This is a genomic window from Actinomadura vinacea, from assembly GCF_039532545.1.
GTDB classification, from domain to species: Bacteria; Actinomycetota; Actinomycetes; order Streptosporangiales; family Streptosporangiaceae; genus Spirillospora; species Spirillospora vinacea.
Genome location: NZ_BAAARW010000039.1, coordinates 373547 through 390844 on the forward strand (window position 1 = coordinate 373547; position 17298 = coordinate 390844).

14 protein-coding genes are annotated in these 17298 nt (G+C 72.8%); 7 read left to right on the forward strand and 7 right to left on the reverse strand.

Annotated elements, in window-relative coordinates:
• Window positions 1-36: 36 nt before the first annotated feature.
• Window positions 37-948 carry a LysR family transcriptional regulator gene (locus tag ABD340_RS42995; protein ID WP_344597319.1) on the forward strand — a complete coding sequence of 304 codons (912 nt, stop codon included), beginning with the start codon at window positions 37-39 and terminating at the stop codon, window positions 946-948.
• Window positions 949-952: 4 nt separating this feature from the next.
• Here the strand turns inward: ABD340_RS42995 and ABD340_RS43000 are convergent, their stop codons facing one another.
• On the reverse strand, window positions 953-3688 hold the full coding sequence (locus tag ABD340_RS43000) for a DUF4132 domain-containing protein (RefSeq protein WP_344597321.1): 2736 nt from the start codon (window positions 3686-3688) through the stop codon (window positions 953-955).
• Between the two features lie 49 nt (window positions 3689-3737).
• Window positions 3738-4196 carry a MarR family winged helix-turn-helix transcriptional regulator gene (locus ABD340_RS43005; protein ID WP_344597323.1) on the reverse strand — a complete coding sequence of 153 codons (459 nt, stop codon included), beginning with the start codon at window positions 4194-4196 and terminating at the stop codon, window positions 3738-3740.
• A 147-nt stretch (window positions 4197-4343) separates the two neighbouring features.
• Here ABD340_RS43005 and ABD340_RS43010 point away from each other — a divergent pair, with 147 nt between their 5' ends.
• Both ABD340_RS43010 and ABD340_RS43015 read left to right on the forward strand, forming a co-directional pair.
• On the forward strand, window positions 4344-5240 hold the full coding sequence (locus tag ABD340_RS43010; protein WP_344597553.1) for an amidohydrolase family protein: 897 nt from the start codon (window positions 4344-4346) through the stop codon (window positions 5238-5240).
• A 231-nt stretch (window positions 5241-5471) separates the two neighbouring features.
• Window positions 5472-6236 (forward strand): enoyl-CoA hydratase/isomerase family protein, encoded by a 765-nt coding sequence (locus tag ABD340_RS43015; protein WP_344597325.1) that lies wholly within the window; start codon window positions 5472-5474, stop codon window positions 6234-6236.
• Here ABD340_RS43015 and ABD340_RS43020 read toward each other — a convergent pair whose 3' ends face one another.
• The 3 genes from ABD340_RS43020 to ABD340_RS43030 all read right to left on the reverse strand — a co-directional run bounded on the left by ABD340_RS43020 (window position 6237) and on the right by ABD340_RS43030 (window position 8011).
• Window positions 6237-6677, reverse strand: coding sequence for a helix-turn-helix domain-containing protein (locus ABD340_RS43020; protein ID WP_425547526.1), 441 nt, complete (start codon window positions 6675-6677; stop codon window positions 6237-6239).
• Between the two features lie 52 nt (window positions 6678-6729).
• Entirely contained in the window at window positions 6730-7242 is a 513-nt protein-coding gene (locus ABD340_RS43025) for a lamin tail domain-containing protein (RefSeq protein WP_344597327.1), read from the reverse strand.
• Window positions 7243-7414: 172 nt separating this feature from the next.
• Complete coding sequence (locus ABD340_RS43030) at window positions 7415-8011, reverse strand: SecDF P1 head subdomain-containing protein (RefSeq protein WP_344597329.1); 597 nt, start codon at window positions 8009-8011, stop codon at window positions 7415-7417.
• Between the two features lie 104 nt (window positions 8012-8115).
• On the opposite strand from ABD340_RS43030, the gene ABD340_RS43035 reads away from it, so the two are divergent.
• From ABD340_RS43035 to ABD340_RS43050, 4 genes are read left to right on the forward strand one after another with little or no spacing between them, the layout of a single operon-like run.
• Window positions 8116-9486 carry a protein kinase domain-containing protein gene (locus ABD340_RS43035; RefSeq protein ID WP_344597331.1) on the forward strand — a complete coding sequence of 457 codons (1371 nt, stop codon included), beginning with the start codon at window positions 8116-8118 and terminating at the stop codon, window positions 9484-9486.
• Between the two features lie 51 nt (window positions 9487-9537).
• Window positions 9538-12264: a DUF4132 domain-containing protein gene (locus ABD340_RS43040; RefSeq protein WP_344597332.1), complete on the forward strand. Its 2727-nt coding sequence runs from the start codon at window positions 9538-9540 to the stop codon at window positions 12262-12264.
• Window positions 12261-14834: a hypothetical protein gene (locus ABD340_RS43045; protein WP_344597334.1), complete on the forward strand. Its 2574-nt coding sequence runs from the start codon at window positions 12261-12263 to the stop codon at window positions 14832-14834. The genes ABD340_RS43040 and ABD340_RS43045 overlap by 4 nt, the downstream gene beginning before the upstream one ends.
• A gap of 41 nt (window positions 14835-14875) precedes the next feature.
• A complete protein-coding gene (locus ABD340_RS43050) occupies window positions 14876-15520 on the forward strand; it encodes a DUF4132 domain-containing protein (RefSeq protein ID WP_344597556.1) in 645 nt (214 codons plus the stop codon).
• Here ABD340_RS43050 and ABD340_RS43055 read toward each other — a convergent pair.
• Together ABD340_RS43055 and ABD340_RS43060 are read right to left on the reverse strand one after the other, a co-directional pair.
• Window positions 15473-16177 (reverse strand): FadR/GntR family transcriptional regulator, encoded by a 705-nt coding sequence (locus ABD340_RS43055; RefSeq protein ID WP_344597336.1) that lies wholly within the window; start codon window positions 16175-16177, stop codon window positions 15473-15475. The two genes, ABD340_RS43050 and ABD340_RS43055, sit on opposite strands and share 48 nt — an antisense overlap.
• Window positions 16174-17298, reverse strand: a complete 1125-nt coding sequence (locus ABD340_RS43060; RefSeq protein ID WP_344597337.1) for an L-talarate/galactarate dehydratase — start codon at window positions 17296-17298, stop codon at window positions 16174-16176. The genes ABD340_RS43055 and ABD340_RS43060 overlap by 4 nt, the downstream gene beginning before the upstream one ends.

The following is a 17298-nucleotide window of genomic DNA, read 5'->3' on the forward strand; positions in this document are numbered from 1 at the left end:
CCAGGTGTGCAAAGGTCGTTAACCTGAGCATTAACGATGGAGGGTGGTGTGGAGCGCCGCGACATCGAGATCTTCCTGACGCTTGCCGAGGAGCTGCACTTCGGCCGTACCGCCGAACGCCTGCACGTGTCCACCGCGCGGGTCAGCCAGACGATCAAGAAGCTGGAGCGCCGGATCGGGGCCGCCCTGTTCGAGCGGACCAGCCGCCGGGTCGCGCTCACCCCGATCGGGCGCCGGCTCGAGGCGGACCTGCGGCCCGCCCACCGGCAGATCCTGGACGGAGTCGAGCGGGCCGTCGCCGCGGGCCGCGGCATCGACGGGGTGCTGCGCGCCGGCTTCGTCGGCACCGCCGTCGGCGGGCTCCTGCACCGGGTGGCCGCGACGTTCCAGAACAGGCACTCGGCCTGCCGGGTGCAGGTCGTGGAGACCCGGTACAGCGACTTCCTGCCCCTGCTCCGCGCCGACGAGGTCGATCTCGTGCTCGTGCCGGTCCGGGTGGACGAACCCGACCTCACCGCGAGCCCCGTCCTGTTCAGCGAACCTTCCGTGCTCGCCGCCTCGGCCCGGCACCGGCTCGCCCGGCGGGCCTCGGTCACCCTGGACGACCTCGCCGGCGAGCAGGTGCTGCGCCCGCGCGGAATGCCCGACTACATGGACGAGAGCCTGGTCCCGCGCCGCACGCCGGGCGGTGCGGCCGTCGAACGGGGCCTGGAATTCAGCACCGTCCAGGAGATGCTCTCCCTCATCGGCGCGGGCATGGGCGTCTTCCCGGTTCCCGCCCACGCGAGCAGGTACGACACGCGGCCCGACATCGCCTACATTCCGATCTCGGACGGGCTGATCAGGGAACGGCGGTTCATCTGGCGCGGCGCGGCGGAGAACAACCGGATCCGCGCCTTCACCCAGGCCGCCCGCGACGTCGTGGCCGCATCCGCGGAACCGCTCTGAAACGTCACTCGGTCAGCCGGGTCAGATCGGCGAGGATCTCCGACGCGGTCACCGGGTCGAGGGCGCCGAAACGCGCGTCCGGGCCGGGCGCCGCGCGCAGGCCCTTCCGGTCGGAGACGAAGACGCCCTCCAGCCGCTGCTCCGGCACGCTGTCCACGGCATCGGCCACCGGAACACCGGGATCGAGCCGGATCACGACGTAGCGGCCGGGGGCCGCCTCGCGCCAGATCACGCTCTGGAAGCCGTCGCCGTACTGCTCGCGCCGCCAGATGTGCTCGCGCAGCCCGAACGTCCGGGCCGTGGGCAGCCTGAGCCCTTCGAAGCGCTTCAGCCGGCCGGCGGCGCGCTCCTCGTCGCGCAAGGTGTGGACCGGACGCCCGAGCTGCTCGAACGGCTGGACGATCTCGTAGTCGGCGAAGACCTCCGCCCACGCGTCCGGGCCGCCGGCCAGGTCGAGCGGGTGCGCGATGCCCACGGTCGCGGATCGGGGCAGGTCGAGGACGGTGTCGGTGACGTCGGCGAAGGTGCGGTCCTCGGCGATCCGGAACGAGCCGCCGCCCTCGATCGTCCATACGAGGCGCCGCGCGATGTGCCACACCAGCGGGTGCTCCGCGAACAGCGCCCGGAACTCGCCTGCCGGCCAGCGGCGCCGCGTGACCAGGGCCGTCTCCAACCGCAGGATCTGGTCGCCGGCGACCGCCTTCACGTCTTTCTTCAGCGCCGCGAACCGCTGGTACGCGGCGGACGCCAGGTCCCGGTCGTCGGAGGCCGAGGGGCGGGGGAGCGCCTTGCGCGGCGTGCCGTCCTCCTCCTTGACCTGGGGCATGAGCCGCTCGTCGAAGCCGACCGCGAAGCGCCGCGGCCCGTAGTCGAGTGTGAGGCCGCCGTCGGCGTCCAGCCCGAAGTCGGGGACGAGCCGGTCGGCGAGCCGCTCGGGGGTGAGCTCGCGCTCCGCGGCGATCCGGTCGACGCGTTCCTGCGCGCGTGCGCGCAGGGTCCGCGACCGGCCCTTCAGCGCGATTCCGTGCAGGTGCATCAGCGCGACGTCGGAGCCGATGTCGACGAGCGCGTCCAGCCCGGCGTTCGTCCGGCCGGACCGTGTCTCGCTCCGGATCACCGGGGTGAGGCGCCGCACCGTCTCGTCGTCGCCCAGCCGGCCGAGCTGGGCCAGCGCCCATTCGTCCTTGCCGGGCGAGCCGTACATCTCGCCGTGCCGCCGCCAGCGCTGGAACACCGCCCAGGAGAATTCGGCGAGCGACCCCCGGTCGCAGGCCTCGCGCACGAGGTCGAGACCGGGATAGGGCTCTCCCGGCTTGGAGATCGCCAGCATGGTGAACAGGTGGCGGACGGCCTCGGCGGGCAGCGCGCGGCGAGGCCGTCGCGCCAGCAGGATCTGCGGCAGCTCCTCGGGGTCGGCCCAGTCGCCGGGCACCGGCATCTTGGCGGGGAGGATCTCCAGCGGGTCGGTCGTGAGCAGCGCCTCGATCGCCGCGGCGGCCTCGTCGCCGTGGACGCGGGCGATGCCGGTGATCGCCCGCGGAACGGCGCCGGTGCCGTGCCGGGACGCCACCAGCCGCAGCGCCGCCTCCGCGTCCCGGCGGCCGGCCCCGGCCTTGCCGAGCGCGGCGGGGAGCAGGTGGGGCACGGCGGCCGTGCCGTGGCGTTCGAACCAGGCGACCGCGTGCTTGCGCCGCGCCTTCCTGCGCGTCAGCGTCCGCGCCATCAAGGACGCCACCCGCCCGTCGCGGAACGGCAGCAACGCGCCGGCGGCGCCCTCGACGTTCGCCTCGACCATGCGGAGCGCGATGGGGAGCATGCCGAGTTCGAACCGCGCGACGGCGGCCCGCGCCCAGTCGCCGGAGTCCCATTCGTACTTCGGCTCCCAGCCGGAGAGCAGCGGGCGGGCCACCTCGATCGGCGCGTGGAGGAGGAACCGCGGCTGCAGGTACCAGTGCATGGAGGGGAAGTGATGGGCCGCCTCCTCCCAGTCGGTCCACCGCCCGCCGCGGGGGTCCAGCTCGTCGGCGGTCTCCGCCCAACGCTCGCGTTCACCCGGCTCCCACGCAATGGACGTCTCGGCGGGACGGGGCAGCCCGTTGAGGACGACCTGCTTGGGCCGCGTGCGCCGCACCGTCCACGGCGGCGCGACCAGGATGGGCGGGAGGGCCTTGGCGGGGGCGTCCGGCACCCGGTCGGCTTTCTCCAGAAGCGGCCCGACGGTGTTCTGGACGTTGTCCGGCAGGCCGGGCAGCACGGCGGCCGCGAGCGCCGCATGCCGTCGCACCAGGTCGGTGGCGCGCTCGGCGTTCGCCGAGCCGGCGTCGACGACCGGGGCGAGCAGCCTCAGCCCCCGCGCGGGGAAACGCCCGAGGGCGGCCGCGAGCCAGGTCCCGATGCCGGCGTCGCCGATGCGGTCCACCAGGGTCTGGAACGCCGCGTCGGACGGGATGACCGACAGTGCCGCCAGCAGCACCTCCCGGTGATCCTTCTCGACCCGGTCCAGATGGTGCGCCAGCAGCGGGACGGCGGCCGTCCCCGCGCCCTCCAGCAGGGTGGCGACGACCTCTTCGCACGTGCCGATCCGAGCCGCCGGCTCGTCCGCCCTCTCCGCGGCGACGGGCGCGACCGGCACCGGCAGCCCGCCGCGCCGCGGATGGATCCGTGCGCGCCAGGCGTCCGGGAGGATCAGGGCGTCCTCGTCGGGCAGGGCGACACCGGCCGGCATGGGGCGCTCGTTCATGCTCCGACCTTAGGAGCCCTCGGCGCGGAGTGTGTGGAAGTTCGTCCTCCTATGACAGGGCGCGCCAGGCCGCGGAGAGGGTCTGGCGGAACTGGTCGACCTGGTGAGGGGGGACGTCGTCGATCATGCGTTCCTCCAGGCGGCGGACGGGTTCGGCGAGGCCGGCCAGGAGTTCGCGTCCGGCGTCGGTGAGGTGGATGAGCAGTTCGCGGCGGTTGGCGGGGTTGCGTTCGCGCCGGACGAGGTCGCGGCTCTCCAGGGCGCGGACCAGGTCGGCGATGGACTGGGCGGTGACGAAGGAGTCGCGGGCGAGTTGGGCGGCGGACCGGCCGCTGTGCCTTTCCAGCACGGTGAGCGCCGTGTACTGCAACGCGGTGATGCCCGCCGGCCGGACCAGTTCCTCCAGGCGTGACCGGACGGCCAGTTCCAGCCGCTTGACCATGTAGAGCAGTGACGGGGGCGCCTTGGCGTCGCCCGCCTTCGGGCCGTCTGCCGGGACGGCGGTCATCGGCGTGCTCCCTGGTTCTGGCGGACGCTCCGGCTCGACGCCGCCGCCCCAGGCTAAGACATTGACAGGAAACCTGATGGATATCAGACTCCGTCGGCAGGATTCCTGTTGATCGAGCGCCGGCGGAGCCGGTGATGGGTGGAGATCATGGATCTGAACGGCAGGGCGGCACTGGACCTTGACCGGCTGACCGCGATCGATGTGCACACCCACGCGGAGATCGCCAAGGACGGCCGCCTCTCGCTGAGCCCGGAGCTGTTCGGCGCGTCCGAGGAGTACTTCAAGGCGCAGGGGCACCGGCGGCCGACGATCGCGGAGACGGCCGCCTACTACCGCGAGCGCAGGATGGCGGCGGTGGTGTTCACCGTGGACGCCGAGCACGCCACCGGCCACCCGCGCATCTCCAACGAGGAGGTCGCCGAGGGCTGCGCCGAGCACCCCGACGTGCTGATCCCGTTCGCCAGTGTCGACCCGCACAAGGGCAGGGCCGGGGTGCGCGAGGCCCGCCGCCTCGTCCAGGAGCACGGGGTGCGCGGGTTCAAGTTCCATCCCAGCATCCAGGGGTTCGCGCCCGACGACCGCATGGCCTATCCGCTGTACGAGGCGATCGAGGAACTCGGCGCGATCGCGTTGTTCCACACGGGGCAGACCGGCATCGGCGCGGGCGTGCCCGGCGGCGGCGGGATCCGGCTCAAGTACTCCGACCCGATGCTGGTCGACGATGTCGCGGTCGACTTCCCCGAACTGCGGATCATCCTGGCGCACCCGTCCTTCCCCTGGCAGGACGAGGCGCTGGCGGTGGCCACGCACAAGCCGCATGTGCACATCGACCTGTCGGGCTGGTCGCCGAAGTACTTCCCGCCGCAGCTGGTCCGGTACGCCAACAGCCTGCTCAAGGACAAGGTGCTGTTCGGCTCGGACTACCCGGTCATCACTCCCGACCGCTGGCTGGCCGACTTCGACGAGCTCGAGATCAAGCCCGAGGTGCGTCCCAGGATCCTCAAGGACAACGCGGCCCGGCTGCTGGGCCTGACCGGGAGCTGACACCTCCAGGGGACGAAGGCCGGGCCGCACGGGGGCGACGGCCCGGCCCCGGTCGTCACATCATCGGCCCTGCGGGAACGGCTGACCAGGACGACCCGCGGGTCGTCGACGGCCGGATCTGGACGCCGCCGTCGGCAAGTCCAGGCGATACATACTATTCATAGTCATTGATTGTGGTTAGACTCCGGCCGCGAGCGCATCCTGTCCCCGAGCCCGGCGAGGAGACCCACCATGGGCGAAGTGACGGTCGACGTCCGCGCGGACGCCACCTGGATCACCTTGGACGCACCCCAGCGCCGCAACGCCTTCGATCCCGGTATGGCCGCCGCGGCCGTCGAGGCGATCGAGGCGAGCGGCGCCTCCCGCGCCGTCGTCATCACCGGCGCACCGGGCGCGTTCTGCGCGGGCGGAGCGCTCGACATGCTGGGACGGCCGAGCGTCGGGCAGATGCGCGGCCTGTACCGCTCGTCGCTGGCGCTGTTCGACGCGGTCCGGCAGTGCCCGCGCCCGGTGATCGCGGCCGTGAACGGCGCCGCGGCGGGCGGCGGCAACGAACTGGTCGTCGCCTGCGACCTGGCCATCGCCGCGCGTTCGGCGACGTTCGGGCAGACCGGGCCGCGGGTGGGCAGCGCGCCCGTGACCGGAGCGACCAACGTCCTGGGCGTCCAGATCGGCGAGAAGCGGGCCAAGGAGATGGCGTTCCTGTGCCGCCGCTACACCGCCGCGCAGGCGCTGGAGCTCGGCCTGGTCAACGACGTGGTCGACGACGACCGGCTGGTCGACGCGGTGGACGGCGTCGTCGCCGAGCTGGCGGCGCTCAGCCCCCGGTACCTGGAGATCACCAAGATCAGTTCCAACATCTGGTGGAGCGCCGCCCGCGACTCCTTCAGCACCGGCCTCGGCATGCTCGTCCAGGCGATCGGCAGCCCCGACATGGTGGAGGGCGCCACCGCCTTCCTGGAGAAGCGCCGCCCCTCCTTCCCCGCGCCCGAATAGTCAGGCGCCGCCGGCCTCCTCTCCGGTCACTTCGCCGAGCACGGCCTCCAGCAGGCGCAGGATCTCGGCCGTGGCGGCGGCGCCGCCCAGAATCACGATCTTCAAGCGGTTCCGCTCCGGGTCGTGGACGGTCTGGACGCGCAGCGGCCGCGCGGGGTCGCCTCCGGTGTTCGTCCCGGCCAGCACCAGCGTGCCCAGCCGGTCGGCCGCGGTCCGGTCGATCCCCTCGACCTGCACGATGCTCGACACTTCCATCCGCGCGAGACCGGCGGCCGAGGGCCGTCCGGTCAGCGCTTCGAGGTCGGCGGGGGCGATCCGGTACTGCTTGCCGATCCGGACCGCCTTGAGCCGGCCGGAGCGGATGTAGCCGCGCACGGTGCGCACGTGCAGCCCCAGCCGCTCGGCCACCTCCTCGACCGAGTACATTCTCTCCTCCATCATTCCCTACGATAGGATATGAAGGGAGTGATAGGGGAGTTTGCCTGCCAGTCGGTCAGCAGTTCTTGTAGGAGCCCCTATTGCCCCACGAGCACCAGTCCGCCAGCCTGCCGCCCGGGTAGTACAGGTACGCCGTGTCGCCGTTGTTGTTCCACACGTACCAGGTCCTGCCCCAGAAGCGGTGCGCGGAGCGGCCCAGCCCCGGCAGGTTCGTCGCCAGGGCGGCGCCGTCCAGCCCGGGCAACACGCCCGACCAGTGGTTCCAGCTCCTGCCGGTATGGACGAACACGCTCCTGCGGCCGCCGAGCCTGAACGAGCCGAAGGTGTAGGTGTGCCCGGACCGGTCTCTGATCCGGTAGCCCTTGAGCTGCTGGGACGTGCGCGCCGTGTTGTGCAGCAGGATCCATTCGGCGTTCAGGGAGTAGGCGGAGCCGTCGTCCCTGCCCGGGCTGTTGTAGTGGACCCGGAGAATCCGCAGCTTGCTCGCCGCCTTGGCCGGCGTCGCGGTGAGTCCGATCCCGCCGGCCGCGATGACGGCGGCGGCCCCCATGATGAGTGGCTTCTTCACCCCGTGTTCCTCCCTTGTGGTGGGTGGGACACGAGTTGTATCAGCGACCCCTGTGACTACATAGAGTTAATGCCAACTGGGTATGGGCTGCCAACCTGCGGTGATGCCAGCGCGTCCATGTGCGCTCCGTAGTCATTTAAGGGATCTGTGTCGTTCCTGAGCGGCCCTGCCCTCAACGGCCGGTGATGCGGCGGACCAGGTTCTCGGTGTAGGACCTGGTGAACTGGTGGGACGGGCCGCTGATCTCGACCTTCCCACCCGTGATGGGCGTGGCGACGGCCGGCGCGGACAGCACCATGCCCTCGGAGACGATGGCGATCTGGTTCGCGGGCGGCTGCGCCCGGGAGGCCGTCGTCGTCATCTGGGTGAAGGTCTGGGCGTCCTTCTGCGTGAAGGAGACGGCCACGTAGAAACCCGTCACGCCGCGCGCCGGGTCGGGCCTCTTCACACGGATGTCGTCGACCTGTCCAATGGTCATGCCGGACCCGACCTGGAGGCACTCGCGGTCGGACGGATCAGGCAGCATGCCCGCCTTGCACGGGGCGGGCCCGGACGCCCGCACGTGGAGGAACTGCACCGGCCGGCGCAGTGTCGCGGGGCCGCCCTGTGCCGGGTCGTCCTCGTCGCGCAGCAGGAAGAAGGCTGCGAGCGCGGCCACGGCGACGACGAGCACCAGCGCCAAAGCCAGGACGATCACCAGCAGGGGCTTGAGCGGCGACGGCGCGGCGGGCGGTTGCGGATAGGCCCCGTAGGGAGGGGAATCGCTCATCACAGGCCCTCAGTATGAACGCTGACCACCATTCCGGCCATGCCGCCCATTCCTTCTATTCCTTATTCGAGGGATCCGACCCTTCGCTGGGGGAGACTTCTGAGGTGGATCTGCTGATCGCCGGACGGCATCTCGGTGACCGCTACCGGCTCGTGGCGCCGCTCGGCGCGGGCGGCATGGCCATGGTCTGGCGCGCGTTCGACGACGTCCTGGACCGCGAGGTGGCGGTCAAGGTGCCGCGCGAGGACGGACCGGAGGAGTTCACCCGGCGGCTCCGCCAGGAGGCGCGCACCGCCGCCGGGCTGGAGCATCCGGCCATCACCAGTGTGTACGACTACGGCGAGGCGGAGCTGTCGCCGGACGGGCGCCTGCCCTTCGTGGTGATGGAACTGCTCGGCGGGGAGAGCCTCGCGGCCAGGTTGACGCGCGGGCCGCTTCCCTGGACGGACGCCGCCGCGGTCTGCGCACGGTTGGCCGAAGCCCTGGCCGCCGCGCACGAGGCGGGCGTCGTGCACCGGGACGTCAAGCCCGGGAACGTGTTCCTGACCCCGACCGGGGTCAAGGTCCTGGACTTCGGGATCGCGTTCACGGCGGCGGCCCCCGGCGACGGCACGCTGCTGGGCACGCCCGGCTATCTGGCGCCAGAGCTGCGGACGGGCGCGGAGCCGACCGCGGCCGCCGACGTCTACGCCCTCGGCCTCACCCTGGTGGAGGCGGTCACCGGACGGCCCGAGCCGCCCGACATGGACGCGCTTGCCGGAGCAGGCGTTCCCGAGGACGCGGCCGCGGGAATCCTGCGCTGCCTGGACGAGCGCCCCGACGCCCGACCCCCGGCGGACGAGGTCGCGGCGATGCTGGGCGCGCCGCCGCCACCCGTGCGGGAGAGGGAGCCGTTCACCGACGGCTCCGACAGCGACGCTGAGGCCGACACCGACCGCAGGACCAAGGTCCTCGACCGGCCCGCGCCCGCTCCCGCCGTTCCGGAAAGCGGGAGACCGCACCGGAGGCGGCTCCTCATAGCCGGATCGGTCATCGCGGGGATCACCGCGGCCGCGGCGGTGATCGCGGTGCTCGTTCCGTCCGGCCCGCCGCCCCGCTCGGAGGGGCGCCCGGTGCCGACGTCCCCCCAGAGCCCTCCCGCCATGGTGCGATGCGCGGTGGCGTACTCGGTCACCGGCCAGTGGCCGGGCGGTTTCCAGGCACAGGTGCGCGTCACCAACCTGGGCGGGCCGGTCGACGGATGGCGGCTGGCCTGGTCTTTCCCCGACGGCCAGCGGATCACCCAGCTGTGGAACGGCGGGCAGGCACAGGACGGGGCCGCGGTGACGGTGACCGCCGCCGACTGGAACCGGACCATCGCACCGCGCGGGACGGTCGAGTTCGGTTTCCTCGGACGGCGCACAGGGAGCGGCACGGGAGGCGACCGCGCGCCGGACCGCTTCACGCTGAACGGCCAGGACTGCCGGGCCGGTTGAATGGCGGAAACGGCGGTGGAGTGTCGGATACCGGCCCTACGGTGTGGCGTCATGAGTGATCATGCCGCGCCGCTCCCCGATGAGGACGTCCTGGTCGTCCCGAAGAGCTGGCATCGGGTCCTGCATCCGCGCCGCGGCGGTGTCGCCGTGCCCGTCAAGAAGATCGACAAGAAGGCGGTGGCGGAGGCCGGGGAGCTCCTGGAGGGTGCCCGCGACGCCATCGAACGGTTTCTCTCCCACGCGGGTGACGACCCTGATCCGGATCAGTCCGAGCGGGACCTCGCCGTGCGGGTCCGGCGGCACCTGGACGGGCGACCCGACCCGGCGGGCGCGGCCGCGCTCGCGGAGCTCGCGATGTACGTCGACGAACCGTCCTCGGGGTCGGAGTATTGGCCGAAACTGCGGTACCAGCGGCCGTTCGCGGAACTCTGGATCGCCGACCACGGGGCCGCGTTCGCCGCTTGCGCGCTCGCGGAGCTCAGCCTCATCGAGATCCGGGAGCGGGGAGACCGCCGAACGCCACAGCGGTCCGCGAGGGGCGGCCATCACGTCCGTTCACTGGCCCCCGATGCCCTGCGCCGGGTCCGCGCCGTGCTCGCGGGCGCGGATGAGGAGGAGTACGACCGGGCGGTGCGGGGCTTGACGGACCGGCGCCGGACGCCGGGGCAGCGGATCATCGTCTCCTACCTCGTGCCGGACCGGCTCGACTGGGTGACCCAATGCTGCAAATCCCCGCCTCCCAGCGCTTGGATCAAACACTGGCTCTCGACCACCCTCTACTGCTCTCTCGGGTCGACGGACCACCTCGCCCTTCTGAAGGAGCCGCTGGACCTGGGCTTCGGTCCCTGGTTCGGCGTCGTGACGACACTGGTCGACGGGTTGGGCGCCGACGCCCTTCCCGTGCTCCTCCAGCAAGCCGACGGTCCGAACGCGTACTTCGGAAGTTCCGAGGAGTACCGCAGATTCTTTGAGACCGTCTCCGTCGTCCCCTCCGATGAGGCGTTCGCGGTGCTGCTGTCGCGGCTCGGCGATGACCCGGCCGTCCTGCCCGAGCTGGTCGCGGCGATGGAACGCTTTCCGGTCCGGGCGATGCGCCTGATGGCTCCGGTGGCGGCCGGCGACTCGCCGGAGGCCGAGCGTGTGGCGGAACTGCTGACCGATCATGTGCGGACCCATCCGGAGCTGTCCGCCGCGAAGCTGCCCGCTTCATGCCGGACGGTCATCGAAGGGATGTCGGCCGCGGTCGCACGGGTCGGACAGGCGGAGGGGGAGACCCTGCCGCGCCCGCTGGTGGACGCGCTCGCGTCCGGCGCAGGGACGGCGTCCAAGAAGCCCGCCACGCCCGAGTGGGCGGATCCGGCGCTCCTGCCGCAGGTGATGATGCGGGACGGCGATGCGGCCCTGCCGGACGAGGCGGCCCGCGGGCTGGTCGAACGGCTCGCGACACCGGACCTCGCACCCGATGACGCGCTGCTGGAGGCGGTGAAGGCCGCCTGCGACCCGCGTTCGCTGGCGGTCTTCGGCTGGACGATCTTCGAGCGGTGGCGGGGCAAGGGCATGCCGTCGCGGCATCGGTGGGCGCTGCCGCAGCTCGGCGCCACCGGTGACGGTGAGACGGTGCGGCGGCTCGTCCGGGTGATCCTCTTCTGGCATGCGGCGGGCTTGTATGCCAGGGCCCTGGCCGGGCTGGACGTCCTCGCCGCGATCGGGAACGACGTGGCGCTGGCGCACCTGTTCGACTTGAAAGACAACGGGCCGGGCACGGGTTTCAGGCGCGAAGCGTCCACGCGGATCCACGAGTTCGGTGAGCGGCAGGTGGTCACCTACCAGCAGCTGCAAGACCCGGTGATTCCGGACTTCGGCCTCGACGCCGACGGCGGCCTGTCTCTGGACTACGGTCCGCGCCGCTTCGCCGTCGGTTTCGACCAGCAGCTCAAGCCCTTCGTGACCGACGACGCCGGCAGGCGCCTCAAGACGCTGCCCAAGCCGGGAGCCAAGGACGACCCTGACCTGGCGAAGGCGGCGTACGGGCGCTTCACCGATCTGAAGAACGGCGTGCGGCAGGTCGCCGCCGAGCAGATCCGGCGTCTGGAGCGCGCCATGCTGGCGGGCCGGACCTGGTCCCCGGAGGAGTTCCACACTCTCTATGTGCGGCACCCGCTGCTGCGGCACATAGGGCGGCTGCTGGTGTGGACGGCCGCGCACGACGGCGGGAGGCCCGTCCCGTTCCGGATCGCCGAAGACCGGACCCTGGCCGACGTCCATGACGACGCCTTCGAACTGGGGGAAGGGGCACGGATCCGTCTCGCACACCCGGTCCTGCTCGGGGACGAAGCCGACGACTGGGCGGAGATGTTCGAGGACTACGAGGTCACGCAGCCGTTCCCGCAGCTCGAGCGCGTCCGCCACGTTCTGGACGAGCGGGAGCGCGCGAGCGCGCGGCTGGCCCGGTTCGAGCGCGCCGTGGTGCCCGCCCGGGCGGTGCTGAAGCTGACCCGCGGAGATTGGAGCCGGGGCGATCCGGTGCGCAACGACTGGAGCTGGATGTTCCGCAGCGCGTTCGGCGGCCTCTATGTCATGGTCGATCTGAGTCCGGGGATCAAGGGAGGCGAACGGGTGGCCGAGTTGGCCGACCAGAGGGTGGAACGCGTCCGGATCGGCGACCGGCCGGAGAAGCACCGTTCCGGGCGCCGCACGGGCCGCGTGTTCGGCGATCTGGACCCGGTGATGGCCTCGGAGATCCTGGCCGACCTGACCGGGCTGGTCGAGGCGTCATGACCTCGCCGGACGAGAACGCGACGGCGCTGCCCGACTCGTGGCGCCGGAAGCTGCATCCCAGGCGCGGCGGTGCCCCGGTGCGGCCCGTCAAGGTCAAGTCCTCGGTGGTCGCGGCCATGACCGCCAGGGTCGCCGCGGGACGGCCTTTGTGCGAGATGGCGTTCACCGCGCGCGGGAGTGATCCGCTGCTGGTCGAGGAGGGCCGACGGCACCTGGAGGGCGAGGCCGGGCCGCTGGGCGCGGCGGTGGTCGCGGCCACCGCGCTCCCTGAACTCGACTTCGGGGTCCTTCATGAGAAGGACGGGTGCGCGCTGGTCGACACGTGGATCGTCGAGCACGGGATCGGCTTCGCCGCGCGCGCCTTCGTGGAGATGAGCGAGGTCACCGTCCGCTGGGCCATACGCGACTCGGCGCGCGTGCCCGGTTGGGTCCGCGGGCGGAACGACCCCTGGCCCTGGCCCTTCGCCGGAATGGAGTACGCGGTCGGTCGACGGCTCCGCACCCTGCTGGCCACCTGCGACGAGCCGGAGTACCGCGCGGCGGTGGAAGCGCTGGCGGAGGCGCGGCGTACGCCGAGGCAGCGGCTCGTGGCGGCCTATCTCGTCCCCGCGCGGAGCGACTGGGTCGCGGAGTCCTGCCGGGAGGCCGCCCGATCCGACGTCGGGTCCAGGTTCGAGTGGATGTACGGGTGCGCCGTCGCCGGGGAGCATCTCGACCTCATCGACCCGCTCGACTCCTGGATGGCCGGCCCCGTCGAGTTCACCGCGACCCTCGTGGACGGCGCGGGCGCCGCGCTCGCGCCGACGGCCGCGCGTGCGGCCGACAGCGGCCACGGCGACGGGCGCGCCGGCGGTCTCGACGTTCTCGCCATGCTTCCCTCCGACGCGGCCTTCCGGTCGCTGCTCGACCGGCTCGATCAAGAAGGGGCCGAGGCGGCGCTGGTGACGGCGATGGCCCGCTTCCCGAGGCGGGCGATGCGCGTGCTCGCGGAGCCGGGCTCGTCCAGGGCGGCGCGCCTGCTGGCCGCGCACGTGCGGGCCCGTCCGGCACTGGCGGCCGACGGCCTCCCCGCGGAGGTCCGCGCGGTCGTCGAGGCCGACGCCCGCGTCCCGGAGGCCCCGGCCGGCGACCTTCCCCGCGCCCTCGCCGACCCGCCGTGGGCCCGGCCCGCCGGGTCGGCCAAGAGGCCGGTCGTCATCGGCGGCCTCGAACCGGTCGGTGAGCCCGCCGTCCGGTGGGCCGCCGGCGAGCGCGAGGCGTGGGCCCGGCAGGAGTCGGAGATCGCGCTCTGGGACGAGGACTCCGACTGGGACGAACTGGCCCGCCGGTTCCGCCTCGGCGATCTCAAGCCGTGGGGTGAGCGGAGCCTGCTCGTCCAGGGGCCCGAGGATCTCGTCCGCCCGCTGGTCCCGGACTGGGAGTCGCCCCTCGTCGGCGACGTCCACGGCTGGATGCGGCCGGTCCTCGCACGCTGGGAGTTGGCCGCACTGCCCGCCGCCCAGGGGCTGGCGGAGGCGGCCCCGGCGCGGGCGGGCGATCTGCTGCTCCCCTTCCTGGACGCGGATGTGGCCCTGCAGACGGCCGAATGGCTCGCGCGGTCGAAGACCGGTGGACGGGTCGCGCGGGCGTGGATCGAACGGCACGGAGTCGAGGCGGTGCCGCTGCTCGTCCCGGCGGCCATGGGCAAAACCGGGGCGGCGCGGCGCGGCGCGGAGGCGGCGCTGCGGCTCGTCGCGGAGAGCCGGGGCGAGGAAGCCGTCGTCCGGGCGGCGCGCCCGTTCGGGAACGAGGTGGTCGAGGCGGTCCAGCGGCTGCTGGCCACCGACCCCCTGGAGGTGTACCCGGCGAAGGTTCCCGCTCCCGTGGACGTGCTGATCCCGCACCTTCTCCCGCAGGTGCTGCTGCGCGGCCGCGAGCGGGCCCTGCCCGCGTCTGCGGTGGGTCACCTGCTGACGATGCTGGAGATGTCCGGGCCGGAGGAGAGGTACGCGGGGCTGGCGGCCGTGCGGGAGATCTGCGATCCCGCGTCGCTCGCCGAGTTCGGCTGGGCGCTGTTCGAGCGGTGGCGGGACGAGGGGATGCCGCCGGGCGGCACGTGGGCGCTGACCCAGCTCGGCTGGTCCGGCGATGACGGCACGGTCCGGAGGCTGTCGCCGCTGCTGCGCGCGTGGCCGGGCGAGGGCGGCCACGCCCGGACGGTCACCGGCCTGGACGTGCTCGCCGAGATCGGCACCGACTTCGCGCTGGCGAACCTGAACGGCTTCGCGGAGCGGGCCTCGTCGGCGAAGCTCCGGGAGCGGGCGCGGGAACGGATCGAACGGGTCGCCGACGGACTCGGGCTGTCCCCGGAGCGGCTGGCCGACCGGCTCGTCCCCGGCCTGGGCCTGGACGATGGCGCGAGCCTCGTCCTCGACTACGGCCCGCGCCGTTTCACGGTCGGGTTCGACGAGCGGCTCAGGCCGTACGTGACCGACGCGGACGGCAATCGCCGCAAGGACCTTCCCAAGCCCGGAGCCCGGGACGACCAGGCCATGGCGGAGGCCGCGTACCGCCCCGGTTCGCGGAACTGAAGAAGGACGTCAGGGACGTCGCCGCCGCCCAGGTCGCACGGCTGGAGGCGGCGATGGCGGCCGGGCGGCGCTGGAGCGTGCCGGAGTTCCGCGCGTTCGTCCTCGGCCATCCGCTGCTCTGGCACTTCGCGCGGCGGCTGGTGTGGGTGAGCGAGCACGACGGCGCGCGGGCCGCGTTCCGGATCGCCGAGGACCGCACGCTCGCCGACGCCGCGGACGCCGTCTTCACGCCGCCGGACGGGGCGCTGGTCGGGATCGTCCATCCGGTGGCCCTGGGCGAACGCGCGACGAAGGAGTGGGCGCGGGTGTTCGCCGACTACGAGATCCTCCAGCCCTTCCCGCAGCTGGGAAGGCCCGTCCACGCGCTGACCGCCGCCGAGCGCGGCGGCCGCCTGGAGCGCTTCGAGGGCGTGACGGTCCCGGGCGGTTCCCTGCTGGGGCTCGTCCGCCGCGGCTGGGAGCGGGGCGTCACGCAGGGGGGCGGCGTGGTCGCGCAAGTCTGGCGGAGGTTGCCGGACGGCGCCCGGATCACCGTCGAACTGGACCCCGGCCTCGCGCACGGCCACCCGCGGCCGCAGCGGCTCGCCCGCGTCCGGTTCGACGGGGGGACCTCGGAGGAACCGGACCCTGTGGCCGTCTCAGAGGCCCTCGCCGACCTCGCCACCCTCGTGGAGACCGCCGTCTGAACGGTCGACGAGGCGGGCCCGGCTGTTGGAGAGGTGGACGCGGACGGCGGCGCGTGCCGCCTCGCGGTCCTGGCGTGCGATGGCGGCGTGGATGTTGGCGTGCTCGGCGACGATGGTGGCGAAGTCGGGACGGGCGGGGCTCAGCCGGTCCCGCGGCATGATGATCATGGACGGGCCGAACGAGGCGAGCAGGTCGCCGTAGTAGCGGTTGCCGGTGGCGAGCGCGATTCGCAGGTGGAAGCGGAAGTCGGCGTTGACGGCCGTGCTCGGGTGCCCGGCGGCCGCGGCGAACTCCTCCAGCGCCTCGCCGAGGCTGCTCAGCGCCGCTCCGGTGCGCCGGTCTGCGGCCAGGGCGGCGGCCTCGGCCTCGATGCCCATGCGCAGGTCGAGCAGGTCGAGGACGTCCCGCAGGTCGCGGGCCGCGGGGTCGAAGCCGGTCGTGCTCGGCATGGCCAGCACGTAGCTGCCGCGGCCGTGCCGGGTCTCGATGAGGCCGGCGGCCTTGAGGCGGGACAGGGCCTCGCGGACGACCGTCCTGCTGACGCCGTGGGCCTCGATCAGGCTGGTCTCGGTCGGCAGCCGCTCGCCGGGCCTGATGACGCCCTCCCGGATGCGGGCGGTGAGCGTGTCGACCAGCTCCTGGGTGCGGGTCGTCATGTCGAGTAGCGGTCGACCGTCCACGCGGCGGCCTGCTCGCTCAGGGTGACGCCGAGCCCCGGCCGGTCGGGGACGATCATCCGGCCGTCGCGGATCTCCAGGCGCTCGTTGAACAGCGGCTCCAGCCATTCGAAGTGCTCCACCCACGGCTCCATGGAGTAGGTGGCGGCCAGGTGCAGGTGGATCTCCATCGCGAAGTGCGGGGCGAGTTGCAGGTGCCGGTGCTCGGCGAGCGCGGCCAGGCGCAGGAACGGGGTGACGCCGCCGATGCGCGGCGCGTCGGGCTGGACGATGTCGGCGCCGCCGGCGTCGATGAGCTCGGCGTGCTCGCGCACGCTGGTCAGCATCTCCCCGGTGGCGACGGGCGTGGCCAGCGCGGTGGCCAGCGCGGCGTGCCCGGCGTGGTCGTAGGCGTCGAGCGGCTCCTCGATCCAGACCAGGTCGTGCCTCTCCAGAGCGCGGCCCATCCGGTGCGCGGTGGCCCGGTCCCACTGCTGGTTGGCGTCCACCATCAGCGGGACGTCGTCGCCGAGGTGCTCGCGGACCGCGTCCACCCGGGCGAGGTCGGCCCGGGTGTCGGGCTGCCCGACCTTGATCTTGATGCCGCCGATCCCGCGCTTCAACGACGCGGTGGCGTTGTGCAGCACCTCGTCGAGGGGTGTGTGCAGGAACCCGCCCGAGGTGTTGTAGCAGCGGACGGAGTCGCGGTGCGCGCCGATCAGCTTGGCCAGCGGCAGGCCCGCGCGCTTGGCCTTCAGGTCCCACAGCGCGACGTCGACCGCGGCGATCGCCTGGGTGGCCAGGCCGCTGCGCCCGACCGAGGCGCCCGCCCAGACCAGCTTGTCCCAGATCCGGGAGATGTCGCTGGGGTCCTCGCCGACGAGGTCGCGGGCGATCTCCTTTGCGTGCGCGTACTGCCCGGGGCCGCCGGCGCGCTTGGAGTAGCCGAAGCCGATGCCCTCGTGCCCCTGTTCCGAGCCGATCTCGGCGAACAGCAGCGCGATCTCGGTCATCGGGCGCTGCCGTCCGGTGAGGACTTTGGCGTCGCTGATGGGGGTGGCGAGCGGGAGGCGGACGGAGGACAGGCGTACCCAGGCGATGCGGTCGGGGCTGGTCGTCAT